General features: G+C 65.6%; 23 protein-coding genes and 2 pseudogenes. 12 read left to right on the top strand and 13 right to left on the bottom strand.

The genetic code is table 11. The features are described from left to right. From EDF47_RS20105 to EDF47_RS19555, 3 genes and pseudogenes are all read right to left on the bottom strand, one after another. Nucleotides 1–226, bottom strand: a pseudogene (locus tag EDF47_RS20105) (AraC family transcriptional regulator); the annotation flags it as partial. A gap of 21 nt (nt 227–247) precedes the next feature. Further along, on the bottom strand, nt 248–460 hold the full coding sequence (locus tag EDF47_RS19565; protein WP_132100958.1) for a hypothetical protein: 213 nt from the start codon (nt 458–460) through the stop codon (nt 248–250). Nucleotides 461–902: 442 nt separating this feature from the next. Beyond that, nucleotides 903–1934: a PDDEXK nuclease domain-containing protein gene (locus EDF47_RS19555; RefSeq protein WP_165901515.1), complete on the bottom strand. Its 1032-nt coding sequence runs from the start codon at nt 1932–1934 to the stop codon at nt 903–905. 106 nt (nt 1935–2040) lie between these two features. Here EDF47_RS19555 and EDF47_RS19550 point away from each other — a divergent pair, with 106 nt between their 5' ends. Then, nucleotides 2041–2382: an Lsr2 family protein gene (locus EDF47_RS19550; protein WP_131847695.1), complete on the top strand. Its 342-nt coding sequence runs from the start codon at nt 2041–2043 to the stop codon at nt 2380–2382. Nucleotides 2383–2410: 28 nt separating this feature from the next. Then, a complete protein-coding gene (locus EDF47_RS19545; protein WP_243650175.1) occupies nt 2411–2866 on the top strand; it encodes an aromatic ring-opening dioxygenase LigA in 456 nt (151 codons plus the stop codon). Nucleotides 2867–2933: 67 nt separating this feature from the next. On the opposite strand, the gene EDF47_RS19540 is transcribed toward EDF47_RS19545, so the two are convergent. The 3 genes from EDF47_RS19540 to EDF47_RS19530 form a co-directional block, all read right to left on the bottom strand. Beyond that, complete coding sequence (locus EDF47_RS19540) at nt 2934–3848, bottom strand: helicase associated domain-containing protein (RefSeq protein WP_165901516.1); 915 nt, start codon at nt 3846–3848, stop codon at nt 2934–2936. Nucleotides 3849–4073: 225 nt separating this feature from the next. Next, on the bottom strand, nt 4074–4931 hold the full coding sequence (locus tag EDF47_RS19535; RefSeq protein WP_131847699.1) for a 3-hydroxyacyl-CoA dehydrogenase: 858 nt from the start codon (nt 4929–4931) through the stop codon (nt 4074–4076). A 222-nt stretch (nt 4932–5153) separates the two neighbouring features. Beyond that, on the bottom strand, nt 5154–5498 hold the full coding sequence (locus EDF47_RS19530) for an Lsr2 family protein (RefSeq protein ID WP_132100959.1): 345 nt from the start codon (nt 5496–5498) through the stop codon (nt 5154–5156). A 155-nt stretch (nt 5499–5653) separates the two neighbouring features. Between EDF47_RS19530 and EDF47_RS19525 the strand changes: the two genes are divergently transcribed. Further along, a complete protein-coding gene (locus EDF47_RS19525; protein WP_165901517.1) occupies nt 5654–5962 on the top strand; it encodes a DUF4190 domain-containing protein in 309 nt (102 codons plus the stop codon). Nucleotides 5963–6046: 84 nt separating this feature from the next. Here EDF47_RS19525 and EDF47_RS19520 read toward each other — a convergent pair whose 3' ends face one another. Continuing rightward, nucleotides 6047–6307 (bottom strand): hypothetical protein, encoded by a 261-nt coding sequence (locus EDF47_RS19520; protein ID WP_131847705.1) that lies wholly within the window; start codon nt 6305–6307, stop codon nt 6047–6049. A 211-nt stretch (nt 6308–6518) separates the two neighbouring features. On the opposite strand from EDF47_RS19520, the gene EDF47_RS19515 reads away from it, so the two are divergent. Then, nucleotides 6519–7625, top strand: a complete 1107-nt coding sequence (locus tag EDF47_RS19515) for a hypothetical protein (RefSeq protein WP_133939179.1) — start codon at nt 6519–6521, stop codon at nt 7623–7625. Between the two features lie 93 nt (nt 7626–7718). Here the strand turns inward: EDF47_RS19515 and EDF47_RS19510 are convergent, their stop codons facing one another. Beyond that, the gene (locus EDF47_RS19510) at nt 7719–8009 is read right to left on the bottom strand and encodes a DUF4411 family protein (protein WP_243650180.1); all 291 of its coding nucleotides are present in this window, start codon (nt 8007–8009) and stop codon (nt 7719–7721) included. Here EDF47_RS19510 and EDF47_RS19505 point away from each other — a divergent pair. After that, a pseudogene (locus EDF47_RS19505) lies at nt 7968–8072 on the top strand (histone-like nucleoid-structuring protein Lsr2); the annotation flags it as partial. The gene EDF47_RS19510 and the pseudogene EDF47_RS19505 overlap by 42 nt on opposite strands. A gap of 324 nt (nt 8073–8396) precedes the next feature. Here the strand turns inward: EDF47_RS19505 and EDF47_RS19500 are convergent. Together EDF47_RS19500 and EDF47_RS19495 are read right to left on the bottom strand one after the other, a co-directional pair. Next, nucleotides 8397–9293: a DNA adenine methylase gene (locus EDF47_RS19500; protein WP_132100961.1), complete on the bottom strand. Its 897-nt coding sequence runs from the start codon at nt 9291–9293 to the stop codon at nt 8397–8399. Then, entirely contained in the window at nt 9290–9508 is a 219-nt protein-coding gene (locus EDF47_RS19495; protein WP_132100962.1) for an AbrB/MazE/SpoVT family DNA-binding domain-containing protein, read from the bottom strand. The genes EDF47_RS19500 and EDF47_RS19495 overlap by 4 nt, the downstream gene beginning before the upstream one ends. Nucleotides 9509–9649: 141 nt before the next feature. On the opposite strand from EDF47_RS19495, the gene EDF47_RS19490 reads away from it, so the two are divergent. Both EDF47_RS19490 and EDF47_RS19485 read left to right on the top strand, forming a co-directional pair. Then, on the top strand, nt 9650–11173 hold the full coding sequence (locus tag EDF47_RS19490; RefSeq protein WP_132100963.1) for a ParB N-terminal domain-containing protein: 1524 nt from the start codon (nt 9650–9652) through the stop codon (nt 11171–11173). Nucleotides 11174–11299: 126 nt separating this feature from the next. Next, nucleotides 11300–11923, top strand: coding sequence for a recombinase family protein (locus EDF47_RS19485; protein WP_243692522.1), 624 nt, complete (start codon nt 11300–11302; stop codon nt 11921–11923). 53 nt (nt 11924–11976) lie between these two features. Here EDF47_RS19485 and EDF47_RS19480 read toward each other — a convergent pair whose 3' ends face one another. After that, a complete protein-coding gene (locus EDF47_RS19480; protein WP_132100965.1) occupies nt 11977–12552 on the bottom strand; it encodes a TetR/AcrR family transcriptional regulator in 576 nt (191 codons plus the stop codon). A 110-nt stretch (nt 12553–12662) separates the two neighbouring features. Between EDF47_RS19480 and EDF47_RS19475 the strand changes: the two genes are divergently transcribed. The 5 genes from EDF47_RS19475 to EDF47_RS19445 all read left to right on the top strand — a co-directional run bounded on the left by EDF47_RS19475 (nt 12663) and on the right by EDF47_RS19445 (nt 16017). Next, complete coding sequence (locus EDF47_RS19475; RefSeq protein WP_207896308.1) at nt 12663–13085, top strand: ester cyclase; 423 nt, start codon at nt 12663–12665, stop codon at nt 13083–13085. Beyond that, on the top strand, nt 13082–13555 hold the full coding sequence (locus EDF47_RS19470; protein WP_243650182.1) for a DUF1772 domain-containing protein: 474 nt from the start codon (nt 13082–13084) through the stop codon (nt 13553–13555). The genes EDF47_RS19475 and EDF47_RS19470 overlap by 4 nt, the downstream gene beginning before the upstream one ends. Before the next feature lie 1048 nt (nt 13556–14603). Further along, the gene (locus EDF47_RS19455; protein ID WP_131847719.1) at nt 14604–15089 is read left to right on the top strand and encodes a MarR family transcriptional regulator; all 486 of its coding nucleotides are present in this window, start codon (nt 14604–14606) and stop codon (nt 15087–15089) included. 386 nt (nt 15090–15475) lie between these two features. After that, on the top strand, nt 15476–15754 hold the full coding sequence (locus EDF47_RS19450; protein WP_131847721.1) for a hypothetical protein: 279 nt from the start codon (nt 15476–15478) through the stop codon (nt 15752–15754). Next, nucleotides 15751–16017 carry a hypothetical protein gene (locus tag EDF47_RS19445; protein WP_131847723.1) on the top strand — a complete coding sequence of 89 codons (267 nt, stop codon included), beginning with the start codon at nt 15751–15753 and terminating at the stop codon, nt 16015–16017. Before EDF47_RS19450 ends, EDF47_RS19445 begins: the two co-directional genes overlap by 4 nt. Before the next feature lie 85 nt (nt 16018–16102). Here the strand turns inward: EDF47_RS19445 and EDF47_RS19440 are convergent, their stop codons facing one another. Next, nucleotides 16103–17056 carry an AraC family transcriptional regulator gene (locus tag EDF47_RS19440; RefSeq protein WP_133939177.1) on the bottom strand — a complete coding sequence of 318 codons (954 nt, stop codon included), beginning with the start codon at nt 17054–17056 and terminating at the stop codon, nt 16103–16105. Nucleotides 17057–17089: 33 nt separating this feature from the next. Continuing rightward, nucleotides 17090–17353 (bottom strand): winged helix-turn-helix domain-containing protein (locus tag EDF47_RS19435; protein ID WP_132100967.1); only part of this gene is annotated, 264 nt, incomplete at its 5' end.

The following is a 17353-nucleotide window of genomic DNA, read 5'->3' as shown; positions in this document are numbered from 1 at the left end:
GATGCAACCGCAGCACCCGGACCACGAGGGAGGGCGGCATCCCCAAATCCCGCTGGAACGCTTCCTGCAGGCCCCGTTTGCTGTAGCCGCTCGCCGCCGCGATCTCCGGCGCTGTCAGCCGCCCCCGATACCGCGACCCGATACATTCCAACGCTCGAGCCACCGCCGGCTTCTGCGCGCCAACATCGATCCCCACCGCTGCAAGCTCGTCCGACGACGTCGACATGAACCGACCGTAGACCCACGGTCACGGATCGAGGAAGCGTCCTCCGAGGACGGCCGCCGCAGCCGACACGGTTGGCTCGAGGCGGTAGAACGCGCCGACCTCGGTTTCACCGTCGACATCGGTGAGGAAGAACGCTCCGTTCTCGAGAATCACCCGGCCGACGATCCGGTCCGTCAGGCTCTCGATGATGTCCCACTCCGTCTCCGACCGACCCCGCAACCGCAACGCGTTCACACCAACACCCCATCCCTGCCCAGCCGCGCTCTCGGGAACCGGAACAGCATGATGCTCACACACCGTCAACGCCCACCCCGACGGCCCCACCGCGTGCGGACGAAACGAAACCGCGACTACTCCCCGGAGCGGGCAATCATGCCAAGCACACCGCACCTCCCAGAGCACTCCCGTCACCACCGACCCACCCCCACTCCCCGTCATGTACGACATCGCACACGTCCCTGACGGACCGTAACGCGCCGCGAGCACTCGGAGCCAACCCGGCAGCACCACACCGACCGAACCGGATACGCCACCACCACCCGTCCCCACCCTCGAGCAACACCGCCCGAAAGCCGATCCGCTACCGCACAGCCCACGGCCAAGCCGAGCTCCTGCGAGAATCCGGGGTTCCCTCCATGAGACACAGCGGGGAGGCTTCTGGTGCACGCGCTCCTGGTCAGGGCTCGAGGGTGTCGGTCTCCGTCGTCAGTGCAGCTGCGAGGTCGACTTCCGAAGGCAGAGCAGCCCGGACCGCGGGTGGGAGGAGGTCGTAGCTGGCGACACCGATCGGGGTCTGGTGCGCGCCGAGTGAGTACCGGACGACGGCGTCGTTCTTGTCCGCGACCAGCAGCAAGCCGACCGTGTCGGCGTGCTGGGGTCGGCGGAGCTTGTCGTCGACGAGTGCGACGTAGAAGCCGAGCTGGCCGAGGTACTCGGGCTTGAACTTCCCGGTCTTGAGCTCAATCACCACGTACCGGAGCTGCTCGACGTGGAAGAACAACAGGTCGACGTAGAAGTCGTCCCCGTCAACGTCGAAGTGCACCTGCCTGCCCACGAACGCGAACCCCTCGCCGAGCTCGCGGAGGGTGTCGATGATCCGGTCGACTAGTGCCTGCTCGAGGTGGCGTTCCTTCGCGTCGCCGTCGAGGGCGAGGAAGTCCAACACGTACGGGTCCTTCGTGATCTGCTGCGCCAGGTCCGAGTCCCCCGGCGGGAGGACCTCGGCGAAGTTCGTCGGCGCCGCCTGCAGCCGCGTGTGCGCGTCGGAGCGGATCTGGTGCTCGAGCACGTTCCGCGACCACCCGTTCGCTGCAGCCTGGGCGGCGTACCAGTTCCGGAGCTCGTGGTCATCGAGTCGGTCGAGGAGGACGGTGATGTGCCCCCAGGGCAGTTGTCCAACAGGCTGTTGGACAACTGCATCCGCCGGCCACTCCCCCGCGAACCGGCGCATGTAGAACAGGTTCGCCCGCGAGAAGCCCTTCATCTCCGGGAACTCCGCCCGCAGATCCGTCGCGAGCCGGCCAATGACATTGCTCCCCCACCCCTCGTCGCCTTGGCGCTGCAGGATGGTCGCGCCGATCCCCCAGTAGAGGCGAATGAGTTCCGTGTTGACGCGGAGCTGTGCCGTGAAGCGGGCATCGCGCACTTGCTGCTTCAGCTCGGTAAGAGCAGCCGTATACCCGGACACAACCGGCAACGAATCAGACATCACCACCCAGTCTGCCCGACCTAGCGCAGCAAGAACCACGAACAAAGCGTTCTACTGATCAGCTATGCCAGGGTGGAGATGACCCCAAGCGAAAGGCGACCTCATCATGGCGCAGAAAGTCACCACGCACCTCGTTGACGACCTCACCGGCGACACCATCGAAGACGGAACCGGCAAGACCGTGCAGTTCTCGTTCGACGGTGGCAACTACGAGATCGACCTCACCGACGACAACGCCGACGCCCTCCGCGAAGCGCTCTCCGACTACGTTGCCGCCGCACGCAAGGTGACGGGGCGCAGTGGGCGTGGCAGCTCGAGCAGCAAGCCGCGCAGCAACCCCGACGAGCTCGCCAAGATCCGCGAATGGGCCGCCGCGAACGGCCACGACGTATCCTCCCGTGGCCGGATCAGCCAGGCCGTCCGCGACGCCTACACCGCCGCCCACTAACACCCTCAGCGCCCGCAACGGGTGGCACTTGTCCGACACCGCAGAAGGAACTCCCCGTATGACTCGCTCTCGCCGTCAACACGTCCGCACCGTTCGGAACATCGGCACCATCGGTATCCTCGCCGGCGGCATCCTCAGCACCACCGGCGCCGTCGTGTGGGGCCTGATCTCCGCCGAGCTCACCGCGCAGAAGATCACCGTCTCCCCCGACAGCAAGCTCCTCCCCGAACGCCCCGTTCGCGGCCCCCTCACCGCCTACGCGCAAGCCGAGATCATCAACACGCACGCAACCGCGATCAGCGACGGGAAAACCTTCGCCGAACTCCCCCAAGACGACCCGAACCGGGCCGTCATCATGAACGCATCGTTCCTGCGGGCATCTCTGTTCACCTCCGTGGTTTCGTTCGGCACCGCCGCATTCGCCATCGGCCTCGGCCTCGTCACCTCCCTGTTCGGCATCGCCCTCCGCCGCCTCGGGAAGTAACCCCTCAACACAACTCACGGCCGGATCGTCATCACGTGACGATCCGGCCGCATCATTTTCAATGCCGCTACGGCGCAGTTATGTCGATGTGCTCCCTCGGGCAGCTCCAAGCGCCGTTCCATGCGTTGAGCTGCGTGACCCGGTCGGTAGCGAGCCGGTGGTCCCGGTGAAGTTGACGCTGACGGATCAGCCACCGCCCGATCGCAATCCCGTCACTATCGACGACGCGCGCAGCGGGCAGCTCTCCCGCGTGCTGCGTCGACCAGGCCTGGACACGGCGCAGCATCTGGGCGAAGTGCACATCCTCGCGGCGCCGCCGCGCGGGGTCATCTGCCGGGAGGCGGAGCCGCCACACCATCCCGAGTCGTTCGAGCTGCTCCACCCGGGCCGCCAGCAGCGCACCCGTGCGGTACTCGACGCGGCGGGAGTCCACCCACCGCCCCAACTGCAATCCGTCCGCGGTTGTGAACCAGTGCGGCACCGCCAGGTCCCCGTGATCACGGCTGTACTGCGTCAACGCCGCAACGCCGGCATCCCAAGCGGCGTCGCGGTCACGCACCTGCCAAACGAACCCGAGATCCACCAACTCCGGCCACAACCGAACCGTGTTCACCGGATCCTTCGCCCATTGCCGACGTCGGGACTGCACCCACGTCCCTAATGGGAACCCGTCCGCGGTCGTGAACACGTGCGGGACCAACCCATGTCCCTCTGTGCACTGGAATGCCGCGAACGCCGCGATGCCAGTGGTGCGTTCCGACAACGACCAGCGCATCCCGACTGCCTCGAGTCGTTCTCGCCGGTCCGCCGGCAATTCGCCCGCGGCCGCCAACGACCGCTGCCGATGAACCCACGCTCCTAGAGACGCTCCCGCGCCGCGGCAGAACGACCGCGGGATGTCGACGTGCCGGTACTCATCACGGAACGACACCACCGCCGCGAACATGCGCTCCCACCGCACCACCAGCACGTCCACGCTCACGCTCACCATTGTGCCGACCCACGAACGCAAGCGACGCTGGCACATGCTCCAGCCCGCACTCGGTCGACGCTCCCCGAGCAGCAGCCCGCACTCGGGGCGGCTGATCTTCGGCCTGCTGGTCCTCACCGTCGGCGCAGTTGCCGCGGTCGGCCTCCTCCGTGCCCCTATACTCCGGACCGATTAGCGGGCAGCGTGTGGGGCGTGGCTCAGGAAGTGGCGCTTCGTTCAGCGGTACCGGTAGAACCCCTCACCGGATTCGACGCCGTACTTGCCCTTGTCGAGGTACTCCGACTGCAGGTAGGCAGCCCACGCCTGGGCGCCCGCGTCTGGCGAGGCGCTAGCGATGGCGTGGGCTGTCCGCAGGCCCACAATGTCGAAGATCTGGAAAGGGCCGACCGGTGCGCCGGTGCCGATCCGCCAGGTCGTGTCCACGGTCTCCGGGTCGGCGACGCCGCGTGCAACAAGTTGGGATGCTGCGTCGAGGAGCGGAACGAGAAGGGAGTTGAGCACGTAGCCGGGCTGTTCCTTCCGGACTCGGATCGGCACCATGCCGATCTCCTCGGCGAAGGCCGCGACCCGCTCATACACGGCAGGGTCGGTCTGCTCAGTTCCCATTACCTCGGCAGTGTTCTGCCGCCAGACGTGGTTGGCGAAGTGCAAGGCGAGGAACCGGTCCGGTCGCCCAGTGGCGTCGGCGATCGCGCTCGGCAGCAGCGTCGACGAGTTCGTCGCGAACACAGTCTCCTCGGGCGCGACCGCCGCGAGCTGCTGATACACCTCCCGTTTGAGGTCAACACGCTCGGGGACTGCCTCGATCACCAGGCCCGCACGGGCGACCGCCGCCGCGAGATCCGTCGCAAACGCAATCCCGGCCGCAGCGTCTGTGGCCGCATCTCGGTAGTCCTCACCGACATCAGCGACGTACTGCTCAACGATCGCGTCCAAACGCTGTCGTCCCGCGGCGACGGCATCATCGTCGATGTCGTAAAGCGTGACCGGGACGCCGTGCATGGCGGTCTGGAACGCGATCTGGGATCCGAGGACACCGGCACCGAGAACGGTCACCGCACTGAAAGTCGTCATGTCAGCAGTGTCGCACCGCAGTCGGAGAAGACCACCGGGCCCGGGCAACCTCCAGTGCACAGCACCTGGCCGGCGCGCCAAACACAGAGCTCGTGGTCGTAGAGCCAGTTGTGAAGATGGTGATGTCCTCAAGCGCGGCTGCCCAGCAGCTTTTTGGACGACTGCTTCCGCGGAGCAACGGAGTCGAAGACGTCAGGCGTAACCAGAGCAGAGCAGGCTTTGCTAGTGAGCGGCGTCGTACGCGTCCTTCACGGCCTGACTGATCCGGCCCCGCGGCGCCACCTCGTGGCCGTTCGCTGCCGCCCATTCCCGGATCTTCGCCAATTCGTCCGGACTGCTGCGCTGCGTGGTGCCGAATCCGCGGCCACCGCGGCCACCGCGGCTGGAGACTTCCCGAGCGGCGGCGACGTAGTCCGAGAACGCTTCGCGCAGTTGCTCCACGTTGTCGTCGGACAGATCGATCTCGTAATGGCTGCCATCGAACGAGAAGGTCACGTTCTTCCCGCCGTGCTCGATGATGTCGCCGGTGAGGTCGTCAACGAGGTGAGTGGTGACTTTCTGTGCCATGCCCTCTTGTGTAGCACTCCGGTGCGAAAACACGATGTGCACGACAGCCACAGAACCGCCATGCTATGACTCGCGCAAGGCCCTGCGCCCTCGACATTCCGCCGTTCTCAGACGGTGGAGATCGTGGATATCCCATCATGAAAGGACGCGACGCGATGAGCGACGCCACGCCCTCCCAGCCCAACCCCTACAACAGCAACGCCCAGCCCTACCAGCAGTCGCCAGGTCAGTCGGACCGGTACAGCGTGCTCGCGATCGTCGGCTTCATCCTCGCGTTCGTGATCAGTATTGGCGGGCTGGTCGTGTCGATCATCGCGCTCACGCAGATCAAGCGCACCGGTGAACGCGGCCGCGGGCTCGCTCTCGCCGGCATCATCATCAGCGCCCTGTCGATCGTGCTGTCCATCGTCTTCGGGATCGTCATCTTCGCCGCCGCCGCGAACGCACCGTCCTACAGCTACTGAACCGACAACATCAGCAAGGCCCCACAACAGCTCACCGCTGCGCCAGGCACCCTTGGCGTGACGGTGAGCTGTTCTGCGGGCGGATTACTTCGGCGGTGACCAGCTGCGCCCGAACGCACGCATCAGCACGACACCCCAGTCAGCATCGGTGATTGTGCCCGTTGAGGTGTCCGTGCTGAACGTGCCGCCCTCGTAATGCAGTGGCGGCTGCCCCACCAGGTGCGCGCCGAGCTGCTCAGTGACGTGCCACGTCTTCCGCGCCGTCTGCGACGGCACCAACTCGAGCTGCAGCCGGTGGCCGTGCACCGAGACCGTGTACGGAAGCTGCGGGATACGAGGCGACATGCGCACAGTCCACCCCCCCCCCAGCCCCAAACCCCCGCAGACACGCGCGCCCGCGCCCTCGCAGCGTGAACCGTCTGCTGCCTCGAAACTAATCACCTACTGCCGGCGGGTCAGTTCCGATAATAGTTCTTCTCGGAACGTCTTGGCGGGGGTGGAAGCGACCAGCCGGCACCGGGTTACGGAATGTCGGCGGTTGTCGGGACGGTGAAGCATGCCTTCAGCAGACACCTCAGTTGATGAACCCGAGAGCCTCCCGATCCCCCGACGAGCCGTGTACGCCATCACTTTGAGCTTCCTGGTCGGCATCTTTTGGATTGGGGGCATGATCGCGGGCAGCCTCCCCGACCAGAGCCGATCGTCAACACCGACGTTTACGTGGATGCCGGAGTGGGGCGTCGCACTAGGCGACACCACGGTGAATGCGTTGCTCACGTACTCCACGGTCACGCTGGTGCTCTACGGCATCTCCATCGGCGGGCAAGCCGCGTTCACCGACAGTGAGCACCGCCGCAGGATCCGTCGGAGCGTCGGAGCATTCGGCGTCCTCCTTGCGGCATCAGCGCTCACACTCGGGACGTTCGCAGTCGCGGCGACCTTCGTTAATCCACACCGTCTGCCGGCGTTGGTCGTGGTGATTCCGATGGTGATCCTCTGCTGGGTGCTCGGCCTCGAGGTCGGCCGCTTCATCGTCCCCGCCCACCATGTTCAACTCGGCGCCGCACGTCAGGCAAGAGACATCACCGTTCAGCGTCTCGGTGCGCTTCCGCGACCAAGCAAAAACATCTGGACCGCCCACTTGGTCACCATCGGCTACGGCGTCGTCGCCGGGATCGTGACCGGGTGCGTCGTGCAACTCATCGTCGGGCGAGGCTTCATGGCTGGGTTCCTCGTCGGAGTGATCGGTACGTCAGCCGGACTGCTGATGCTTCTGCAGATCAACGCCGGCACCATCGAAGCCCCGACCCGTGCAAGCCGGCTCTGGACTCGCGGACTCTCGTTCGCAGGTTACGTTGCCCTTGTGCTCCTCGTGAACACCGGGCTCGCGATCGCGGCACCAGCAGCGACATACGGCTTGCTCGCCGTCACCATCGGTGAGCTACTGCTGCCGGCCCTGTTCCACCGTCCGCCCGCTCGACTGCCCCAGTGGGTGGTCGAACTCTCCTTGTCAGGGGCGATCGCACGCGTCGCCGCAGACGACCTCACGCGGGGCCTGAAGACCACGCAACGCCGCATCGACGACCTCGAGGCGCTGCAACACGGGAAACGCAGCATGTCTCTGCGTGCACGGGTCGCCGCAGCTCTCCGTGCGCTGCGCTAGATCCCACCCTGGAGGCGACGCCTTCGTTCGGCTCCGCGCTCCGCTTCCCAGTCAGTCGTCGACGCCCGGTGCAACGAGAGCCATCGTCAGCCGCTAAGCGGCGTCGAGCGCCAGCCGAACGGATCGGGAGCGCAGCATCTCGAAGGTCGTGCAGTAGGGCACACCGAGAGCCTCGCACGCATTCGGGATCAAGATTCGTTTGCGGGCGTTTGCTTGGTAGATCTCGTGCGTAACGACGGTATGGCCATGGGCAGCGGCGTGGGCGACCAGGTAGTAGTCAGCCACGTCCAGGAACTCGTCAACCGCAGCTTGCGTGAACTGGCCGCCGTTGGCCCAAACCGCGAGCTCGCGAAGATCCGCGAGTGGGCCAACGCGAACGGCCACGATGTCTCCTCGCGTGGCCGTATCAGTCAGGCCGTCCGTGACGCGTACGACGCCACACATTGAGGCCACTCCCCCAGGCACAGAATAGCCGGCCACCACTCGGGTGGCCGGCTATTCTCGTCCATGGCCGATACCGCGCTCTTATGTCAGCTCAAATACTTGACGGCCTCGTTTGCCAACTCTGACCGGTTGCGGCTCGACCTTATTTACATCAGATCGACAAATTGACCGGCACCGCACGGAACTTGCTTTATATTCGCGAAGTAAGGCGAAGTACCTCGTTCAGCTCAGCGACGCCTTGCGGCGCGACGGGTGGACTGGGCCAGAGTGCACTGCTGGAAATGGGCATCGCGACGTCCGGACATCCAGATCGCAGATGGCTGCGTGTCAAAGTGCGGGTTTCGGCAGCATAGGAGCGACCGTCGGCGATGCAATCAACAGCTCTGTCGCTCGCGCGCTCTTGTGCGCGCTGTACGGCAATATGTATTGGGTAAGGTACTGTCCGGCGTAAGCGTGTCTGATGAAGTCGGCGTCGTCGTAGGTGACGATCCAATTGCTTGCGGTGGCGGCGCAGACGACGTCGGCAAGCGATTTATGGTCGCGGTGGTCGAATGCATTGAGGTAGAGCGAGCTACCTTTCTCGACGTACGGGGGGTCAATGTAGAGGAAAACATTTGGGTCCTCGGCGTAGCGCTGCACGACAGATCGGCCATCACGGTCGTGGATCGTGATCCGGTCGGCTACAGAGCCCAGCTCGTTGATCCGCTTGATCAGCTCTGCTCGGTTGAACCGTGCACCGATCGTGTATGCCCCCTGCTGCGCCCTCCCGCCAATAGGGCCAGCGTTGAGGACTCCTGAACGGTTGGTGCGATTCAGGTAGAAGAACGCAAACCCCAGGGCCATCGGATCGCGTTCGTCGGCCGCTCGGTAGATGGCGCGTTGCTCGTCCCAAAAGTCCACGGTCAGCGGTGCAGCCTCGAGTCGCTCGACGAACTGACTGGAGTGGTGCACGGCGCTGTCCCAGAACCAGTACACGGCCGGGTCGATGTCGTTGATCACCAGCTTATCCACCACGCCAGCGCGGAGTAATGCCAATCCGGCGCCGGCGCCACCCGCGTACGGTTCGACATAGGTGGCGTTCGTCAGCTTGAGCCGTCGGATGACGTCTTCAAAGAATCCCGCGAGGGCAGCCTTCCCGCCCGGATATCGCAGCGGGCTCGGCCTTAGATACCGCTTGACGGTGGTGATCTCAAGCGGTACGTGTGATTCCAACTGCTCTGTCATGCGCGCTCCTTCGTCGGGTTGCCGCCGGCCAGGTCGCCCACGAGCGCCGCAAGCCGGTCTGACGGGACAAGGAGGATCTGCTGTCGGTCGTCGTCGAACAGGAAGTGCACGGCATCGCCGGCACCCAGCCCGAGCCGGTCGAGCAGAGCCTTCGGCACCGTTACCTGACGTCGCAGCGTCAGCAGGTGCGGCCCATGTGGCGCACTGAGAGTCATGGAAGCAATGATGCCCGTGCTAACACCGAAGCTCCGTATTGACAGGCACAGCGCGTCGGACGGATCGATGCTGCGGTACCGATACGGTGAGAACTCGACGTGTGCTCACGAGTACGCGGGTGGTTTTGTCAGCACAGTGTGGTGGAGGAGCTCATGGTGGCGTGGCCGATCGTCGAAGTGCCGCTGAAAGATGTCTCGCTAGACGTCGATAACGTTCGCATCCCGGTGCGTGGCGCGCTTACTCAGCGCGATCTGCTGGTGCACATGTACGACAACGAAGACCTGCCGGACCTGATGCAGTCCATCCTTCAGAACGGTTACATCGACAACGAGATTCCGGTCGTCGTTGAGCATCAGGGCGGCTTCGTTGTCCTGGAGGGCAATCGCCGGGTTTCAGCGCTGAAGCTGCTCGCCGACCCCGAATTACTTCCGAACGTCGCCGCAAAAGTGGAGCGACTGCTGTCTCGATTCGGGAGTGATGAAGAACCGCTGAGTCGGATCAGGGTCATGCTGGCCCCGTCATGGGATGCTGCACAGCCGTTGCTGGCTCGCCTGCACACACGGGCCACGAAGAAGCGGTGGATCCGTGAGCAGCAGGCTGAATTCTTCCACGCGCAGTGGGCCAGCGGCCGCTCTTTGGAGGCTCTGCAGGAGCAGTATCCGTCCGAGGCTCGGGGAATCGTCCGCTTCATCAAGATGGGCGAGATGCGCCGCGCCGTGATCGCGTTGCCGCTACAAGGCGCACTCCGGGACTACGTCCACGGGCAGCAGCTGCCGATGTCCTCACTGGAGTACGCATATAACAACCCACGCATCCAAAAAGCCCTTGGGCTTGAGTTCGGTCGTGATGGCAAACTATTGAACAAGCGTCTCACCGCCGGCCAGCAACAGGCCCTGGCCCTCATCGTCGACCGGTTCCGGAACAAGACGTTGAACACTCGCTCTCCAGAGCTGATGTCCAAGTACGACGACAACGCGGCTTTCGCCGCTCAGCTCGGCGACATTGTCTCTGGCACGAGGGCATCGCGAACTGAACCGCAGATCCCGCCCGAACCCGACTCTTCCTTCGGCGCCGATAGAATTGCCGCACCGGATCCAGGGGATTCCGCGCCCGCGGAACCACCGACAGTTCCCGCGTCGTCGGACAAGCCCGGGAGTAGTCCCGAGACGACGCCTCGCGGCCCGAATCGGTCGGAGACGCGTATCCGGTTAGCCATGGAGCCCATCGACTGGTCGCCGGAGGTGCCGGGTCTGCATCGCAGGCTTATGGAGTTGCGCATGCTGAACGTTGTCGAGTTCCCGCATGCGGGCATGCTGTTGGTGCGGTCCGTCCTTGAGTGCACCATTAAACACTTCCTCCGCACCGTCCCGAACGCTGCACAGCAACGGGGCGGGGATACGCTCGGGCCCGCACTGTCAGCGCTGCAGACTCACTTCGCGTCCGATCGGCGGATGACGGCATTGCTGAGCCGGGTGAATAAGACGGGTCAGATGTCTCAGGATCAGTTCGTCGGATCGCTCGGCGGCTTCAACGCAGCTACCCACGAGCCCGGCATCGTCGTGTTCGGCCCGGACGTGCACCGCGCCTGGGACACCGTGAAGCCGATCCTTCAACAGCTCCAGAGCGACATCCGAACGGCGCAGGTCGGGGATGCACACGGCTGACCCTCACGCGGAACGTAGTGCAGCGCTGGGGTATACCCCAGTGCCACACTGGATCGGGTGGTCGATTCACGTGGTTCTAGGGTGCCTTTTGGTTATTTTGCTACGGGAGTGTGCGAGGGTCTAGGGGTGGTGCAACACAAGACGCAGACCGTCGCTTATGTTCGGGTGAGCTCGATCGATCAGAACCTCGACCGGCAACTCGAGACCATCGGCGAGGTCGACCGTGTGTTCGAGGAGAAGATCTCCGGCGGTGCACGCGCCGATCGCTTGGCCTTGGCCGACTGCATCGGTTACGTCCGGGACGGCGATGTCGTCCGGGTTGCGTCGATGGACCGGCTCGCGCGCTCGCTCGGCGACTTGCGGGACATCGTTGACGAGATCACCGCTAAGGGCGCATCAGTGGAGTTTGTGAAGGAGCAGCAGACCTACAGCCGCGACACCGACGACGCCATCGGCCGGCTCATGCTCAATCTCCTCGGCGCGTTCGCCGAGTTCGAACGCACCCTCATCCGCGAACGCCAACGCGAGGGAATCCGCATCGCCAAGGCCGCCGGGAAGTACAAGGGCCGTTCCCGGAAGCTCACTGACGACCAGATCACCGAAGCTCGCCGGCTCATCGGGACCGGTGTCCCGAAGACCACCGTCGCGCGCGGCCTCAACATCGATCGCACCACCCTCTACCGGATGCTCGCCACGCCCAGCACACCTGCTGCCACCGACGCAGCCGCAGGAGACGTCGCCAGCGTGTAGCGCCTGCTGCCCCCGGATTGGAGGCTTGATCGGACGGTGTTTTCCCGTCGGCGTCAGACTGCGGCGGAGGAGAGCCCATCGACGACGAGATCGATGCGGTCCGCGCGACGCCCCGCGCGCAGCCGCCCGCCGCGGTCGAGGACGACCAGGCCGTGCAGAGCCGACCACAGGGTCTCGGTGAGGAGTTCGGACGCGTCGTCATCGGAGCTCGGCGCGAGGGCACCCCGCAGTTCGGCGAACGCGGCGGACAGTTCCGGCACGGAGTCGGAGCCGAAGGACAGCCGTGTGGTGCGGCTGAACATCGCGTCGTAGAGCGCGGGTGCGGCGGTCGCAAATGCGCAATAGCGGTGGGCGACGGCGCGCACCGCATCCCCCGAGGCGGCCGACTCCCGCGCCACGCGCAGGGCATCGGCCAGCTCGGTGAACCCCTCGAGTGCTACGGATTTGGTGATCTCGTCGAGCGAGGCGAAGTGTTTGTAGATGACGGGTTGGCTGTACTCGATCTCGGTCGAGAGACGCCGGGTCGTCACCGCTTCCCACCCCTCTTTCTCGGCGATGGCACGAGCGGAGGAGGTGATGAGGCGGCGGCGGTCGGCGCGCTCGCGCTCGCGCCGTTCGGCGATGGTCATACCGAATGTTAGCGCCGCTAGTGACGCGAGCGCCACTCTTGATTTGTCGGCGCTGAAGCGTTAGCGTTGCTAGTGGTTAGCATCGCTAGCCATCAGGAGAGGATCGCATCATGGAGCACCGCGCACTCGTCGAGACCTACCTCGAGATGCTGAACGCGCACGACCCCGACCTTGTCGACCGCTTCCTCGCGGAGGATTACGTCAACCACAACGTCGTCGTCGCCGACGGCCGCGAGGCCAACCGCGCTTTCTGGGCCATGTTCTTCGCCGGGTTGCCGGACGTCACCGCGACGATGGAGGACATCATCGTGGCGGGAGACCGCGTCGTCGGCCGCTTCGTCTACCGGGGCACGCACCAGGGTGAGCTGATGGGGATCCCGGCCACCGGCGCGACGGTCGAGATGCGGAGCATCGACATCTGGCGCGTCGAGGACGGCCTGCTCGCAGAGCACTGGGACGAGCTCAATTTGATGGAGGTTTTCCAGCAGGTCGGCGTGCTGCCGCGCCTCGACGGCGGGGCGGCCCGCTCGTGACCGGTGCCGCGTGGGCCACCGGTCTCGTGACCCTCCTCGGGATCGGGGTCGTCTTCGGTACCGACGCCTTCTGCGCGCTCGTGATGCGGCCCGCGCTCGCCCGCGTGGACGAAGCGTCCCTCACGTCGGTGATGGGGAACGTGCACCGCTACGGCGACGTGCGGATGCCCGCGCCCGGGGTCGCTGGCCTCGTCGGATCCGCCGTCGTCGCCGTGCTCGCCGCTCTCGCCGACCGTGGCAGCGCCGCCGTGCTTGCGGGGATCGCCCTCGTTCTGCTGGTCGTGTGGCTCGTGCTCTACGCGCGGATCAGCGCGCCAATCAACCGCCGGCTGACCGCCGCCGCCGACCGAGGCGAGACGCCCGCCGACGCGCGGGCGCTGCAGGCCGGCTGGGACCGGATCATCGTGCTCCGCGCGGCCCTGCAGGGTGCCGCGCTCCTCGGCATCGCGGCCGCGCTCGTCCTGCTCTGACCACCCCACCGCCACCATCTCAAACAGCCCATTGCCATCACGACGCGGAGGATCCGCCAGGCTCGTCGACCCGCATGACCCGCATGACCCGCATGACCCGCCGACGCCGGCACCACGCCGGGCTCGGAGGTCGGAGGTCGAGGGAGCAGACCGTGCACTTGACGCGCTCACGCGACGTGCGGGCTCGCGCCGCCGGAGTCGCCGATGCCGTCGATCCGCACGGTCGGACAGAGCGATCGCGTCTTCTCGCATAGAGAGACCCAAGATGCCTGGAGACGGATCGACCGCAGGACGGCATTTGACCAGCCGGCACGGCACGGCCCACCTCCCCGGTTACTCCCCCTGGGTGAGGAGGCCCGGATTCACTTGATCGACGCAAAACCTTCTTCGGAGGTGTTCCCCGTGTACCTGTCTCTGTCGTCTCCGCAAGCTGTCCGGTTCCTTGTCCTGATCCGGGTGGGGCGAGGTCTCAAACCCTCCGCCCGAATCGCTGGCATCGGCAAGGAGACCGGGTACCGGTTCCTGCGCGAGCGGTATCTGCAGCTGCACCGTTCCGGTTCTGATCCTGCAGCTGCGTTGACCATCGTCGGTGTGACGAGCAGTCGCGTGGCTTCCTGGGAAGCGAACGTCGACGAGGCTGCGCCGCGGAACCCTAGCCGCGGACCGGGCGGAACGTTGTTCCTGAGTCGGCGTCGTCGTGCGCGTCAACGAGGACTCCGACGAGTGTCGTAGCGCGAGGGCACCTGCCCCCTGACCCGAACCCGGGCAGGTGCCCTCTCTCCGATTGTGTCTACGCCCCTTCTAGGCAGAGTCATTTTCGGATGTCGATATCTTGCGCCCAGGGGATAGTGCTGAGACATGATCAGGTGCCTGGCGAGGCCGCCCATAGATGCTCCCGGCATGGATAGCCATCGACGGCCGGTCGGAAATGGGCCGCCGCGGCGGGGTACGACTCAACCCGAATGCCTGTCTACGCCTTGGCTGCCAGACTGAACGGTAGACAGAGTGCGCGCAGGCGCGATCGGTGAGTTTGCTGCTGGAGGTTGTGATGGCTGAGGACGGTGAACGGGTTCCGGGTGGGGTGCTGTTGCTGGCATCGGTGAACCGGCTCCGCGTCGCCGAGACAATGCTGCAGAACCGGGCACGCGGGCGAATGGGGCTGAAAGCGAACGACTTCCAGACGGTGCAGTTCCTCGCCGCCCGGGAAGCCGCCGACGCCCCTGCACGTGCAGCGGACCTCGCCGAAACGCTCGGTGTCAGCAGCGCCGCGGCAACCATGACCATCGACCGGCTCGTTGGACGAGGCTTCGCGGTCCGTGAACCCGACCCCGACGATCGTCGCTCCCGCATCGTGCGCCTCACCACAGCGGGACAGCACAGCCTCACTGGAGCATACGAAGACCTCCCCGCAGCTGTGCAGGAACTCCTTGACGCGGTCCCCGCCGAAGAAGCGGAACGCATCGCCGCACTCGCGACCGCTGTGCAGGAGGTCGTGGACCGCACCGCGACGAACAGCAGCACCCCGACTGAGTGACCAGATAACGCTTCTAGTTAAGGAAGTTAGACGCCAGGCGTGCGGGTTCGTAGCCTGATTGATGTCAGGACCCTCGCGCCCCGTCGCGACGACGCCGGCGGCTTGCCCGGCAGCACGATCGGGGTCGCGCCTGACCAGTCGCCATGGCCAGTCTCGCCACGGGAAAGGCCGCTCGGCATGACGCCCACCCTCGTTTCATCTGCTGCTGCACCTGTTCCCGCGCCCCGCGCGGACCTTCTCTTCACCGCACACCCCGGCACACAACGATCACCGATGACCGGGGTGCGGCACACACACCAGAACCGCCACGTCGCAGTCATCGCAGTCACAACCGGGCTTATCTCAGTGACCATCGCGACGGTGGCCATCGTGCTCGCGAGCGCCTGGTGAGCGCCGACGCGACACTGCCACCCACCGAGCCGATCGACATGGGCCCGCTCCTCCAAGAGCCCACGGTGACGCCCTCAGACGAAGTCGGTCCGCGGGCAGACCCGCAGCAGTGGCATCACCGCGGACTCCTCACCCCGGCTGAGATCCACGCGATCGTCGTCGCGCGCGTCAACGACCTCCCCACCATCGTCACAACCACCCCAGCAACAAGCGACGAGCTGATTCCCCCGACCGAGCCGACCTACAGTGACTTCCTCAGAAAGCCCCGCGCATGAGCATCCTGCTGCACCACCCCAAGACCTCCCCCGCCTTGAGCGTCGCCGATCTCCCGACCGTGCTGCGGTGGGCTGCCGCAGATGAGGGCTTCTGGGTCGCCGACAACGACGGCGCGTTCGCCGGCACCATCGACCAGCACGGACGGCACTTCTTCGTCCGCAACGGCTTCGGCGAGTACCTCGGCGACTACCACGCCCTCACCGCAGCGCAAACCGCACTCGACACCCACACCGAGAACAGCCACGCAGAGCCGCCGTGCTGAGCATTCCGGATGGACTCACCGACGCCCAGCGGACGGTGTTCTACCGCCGCGTCGCGCTGAACGCAGAGCTGCACGATTGCGCCACTTACGCAACCCGTTCGGCGGCGGCGCGGAGCACGTTGCGCGGGAGCTCGCCGAACTCGGCCTGGTAAGCGCTCGCGAACCGGCCGAGATGCAGCAACCCGACCGATCGGGCAACCGCGGCCACGGACTCCGCTTCCCCCGATTCAAGTTGTTCCCGCGCCAGGAGCAGCCGAATGCCCTTGAGGTAGAACAGCGGAGACACACCGTGAACACGCTGGAACGCACCCTGCAGCCCGCGGACGCTGAGCCCCGCGGCCGCAGCGACGTCGTCGACGGTGACCCGCTCCGTGACATGGTCAAGGAGGAACGCTTCTGCTTTCGCCAACCGTGTCCGCGCCGGCTCTTCCCGGCCGTGCCCGACCGGCCAATGTGGGACCGCCGTCAGTAACCCGGCGGCGGCGAACTGGGTCAGCTCCCGTTCTCGTTCCGCCGAAACCGGACCGACACGGCCGAGGATCTCCGGAGCGACCGCGCGCACGACCAGCCACCATGCCGCAAGCGGCGCCCCCTCGGGTACGTGGTGTGGCTTGAACTCCAGAGGCGCCTGATTCCAGCCACCACGCTCCGCAGCAACCCGTTCGACCGTGTCTCGATCGATCCGCATGACGTCTTTCTGGAACCCATCCCACCGGAACGACTGCCGGCCCTCCCGGTACAGCACCGGACGGCCGATCAGCAGCCGATCCCCATCGACCGCACCGCGGCCCGCTTTCAGCCACGTCACGACGACAGCGTCGTCAGTTTCCACCTCGCCGCGCACGGTCCCGGTGCACAGCATCGATTCCAGCGACAGCAGCCCCGTCCCGGTGACCGTCTCCTCGAACGTGAACGGCGCACCGTCCGCAGCGACCTCAAGCCCGAACGTGCGATGCGTTCGCGCAACAGCCTTCCGCGCCACCGCAACGTCTCGAGTCCGCACAACTACCCGGGTCCGCTCCACCATCGCCTCATCCACAAGACCGATTCTCCCTACTGCCTACGCCGTCGGCTACCCAGCCGTCACTGACCACACCGATGGTCGGTCGTCAGGTGCGGTGAAGAAGTCGCGGTAGCGAACCGGGCCGGCGATGAAGTAGCCATCACCGGGCATCGACCGCACCACACCGTCGACGATCAGTGCCCGATACGCGTTCAGGATCGTATGGATGCTCAACCCGGACGTCACCGCAGCGACCCGGTACGGCGGCAACTGATCACCCTCCAGAAGGACACCATCGGCGATAGCGTCTCGGATGAGCTGCTCGACCCGCTG

Source organism: Curtobacterium sp. PhB190 (assembly GCF_004365385.1).
Lineage (GTDB): Bacteria > Actinomycetota > Actinomycetes > Actinomycetales > Microbacteriaceae > Curtobacterium.
The sequence above is the reverse complement of the archived record's forward strand: the minus strand, read 5'-3'. Positions and strand labels throughout refer to the sequence as shown.

Coding starts and splice junctions, on each gene's coding strand:
- EDF47_RS19555 (WP_165901515.1), bottom strand. CDS start 1,934: ATGTCTGATTCGTTGCCGGTTGTGTCCGGGTATACGGCTGCTCTTACC.
- EDF47_RS19550 (WP_131847695.1), top strand. CDS start 2,041: ATGGCGCAGAAAGTCACCACGCACCTCGTTGACGACCTCACCGGCGAC.
- EDF47_RS19535 (WP_131847699.1), bottom strand. CDS start 4,931: ATGACGACTTTCAGTGCGGTGACCGTTCTCGGTGCCGGTGTCCTCGGA.
- EDF47_RS19530 (WP_132100959.1), bottom strand. CDS start 5,498: ATGGCACAGAAAGTCACCACTCACCTCGTTGACGACCTCACCGGCGAC.
- EDF47_RS19525 (WP_165901517.1), top strand. CDS start 5,654: ATGAGCGACGCCACGCCCTCCCAGCCCAACCCCTACAACAGCAACGCC.
- EDF47_RS19520 (WP_131847705.1), bottom strand. CDS start 6,307: ATGTCGCCTCGTATCCCGCAGCTTCCGTACACGGTCTCGGTGCACGGC.
- EDF47_RS19515 (WP_133939179.1), top strand. CDS start 6,519: ATGCCTTCAGCAGACACCTCAGTTGATGAACCCGAGAGCCTCCCGATC.
- EDF47_RS19500 (WP_132100961.1), bottom strand. CDS start 9,293: ATGACAGAGCAGTTGGAATCACACGTACCGCTTGAGATCACCACCGTC.
- EDF47_RS19495 (WP_132100962.1), bottom strand. CDS start 9,508: ATGACTCTCAGTGCGCCACATGGGCCGCACCTGCTGACGCTGCGACGT.
- EDF47_RS19480 (WP_132100965.1), bottom strand. CDS start 12,552: ATGACCATCGCCGAACGGCGCGAGCGCGAGCGCGCCGACCGCCGCCGC.
- EDF47_RS19475 (WP_207896308.1), top strand. CDS start 12,663: ATGGAGCACCGCGCACTCGTCGAGACCTACCTCGAGATGCTGAACGCG.
- EDF47_RS19455 (WP_131847719.1), top strand. CDS start 14,604: ATGGCTGAGGACGGTGAACGGGTTCCGGGTGGGGTGCTGTTGCTGGCA.
- EDF47_RS19445 (WP_131847723.1), top strand. CDS start 15,751: ATGAGCATCCTGCTGCACCACCCCAAGACCTCCCCCGCCTTGAGCGTC.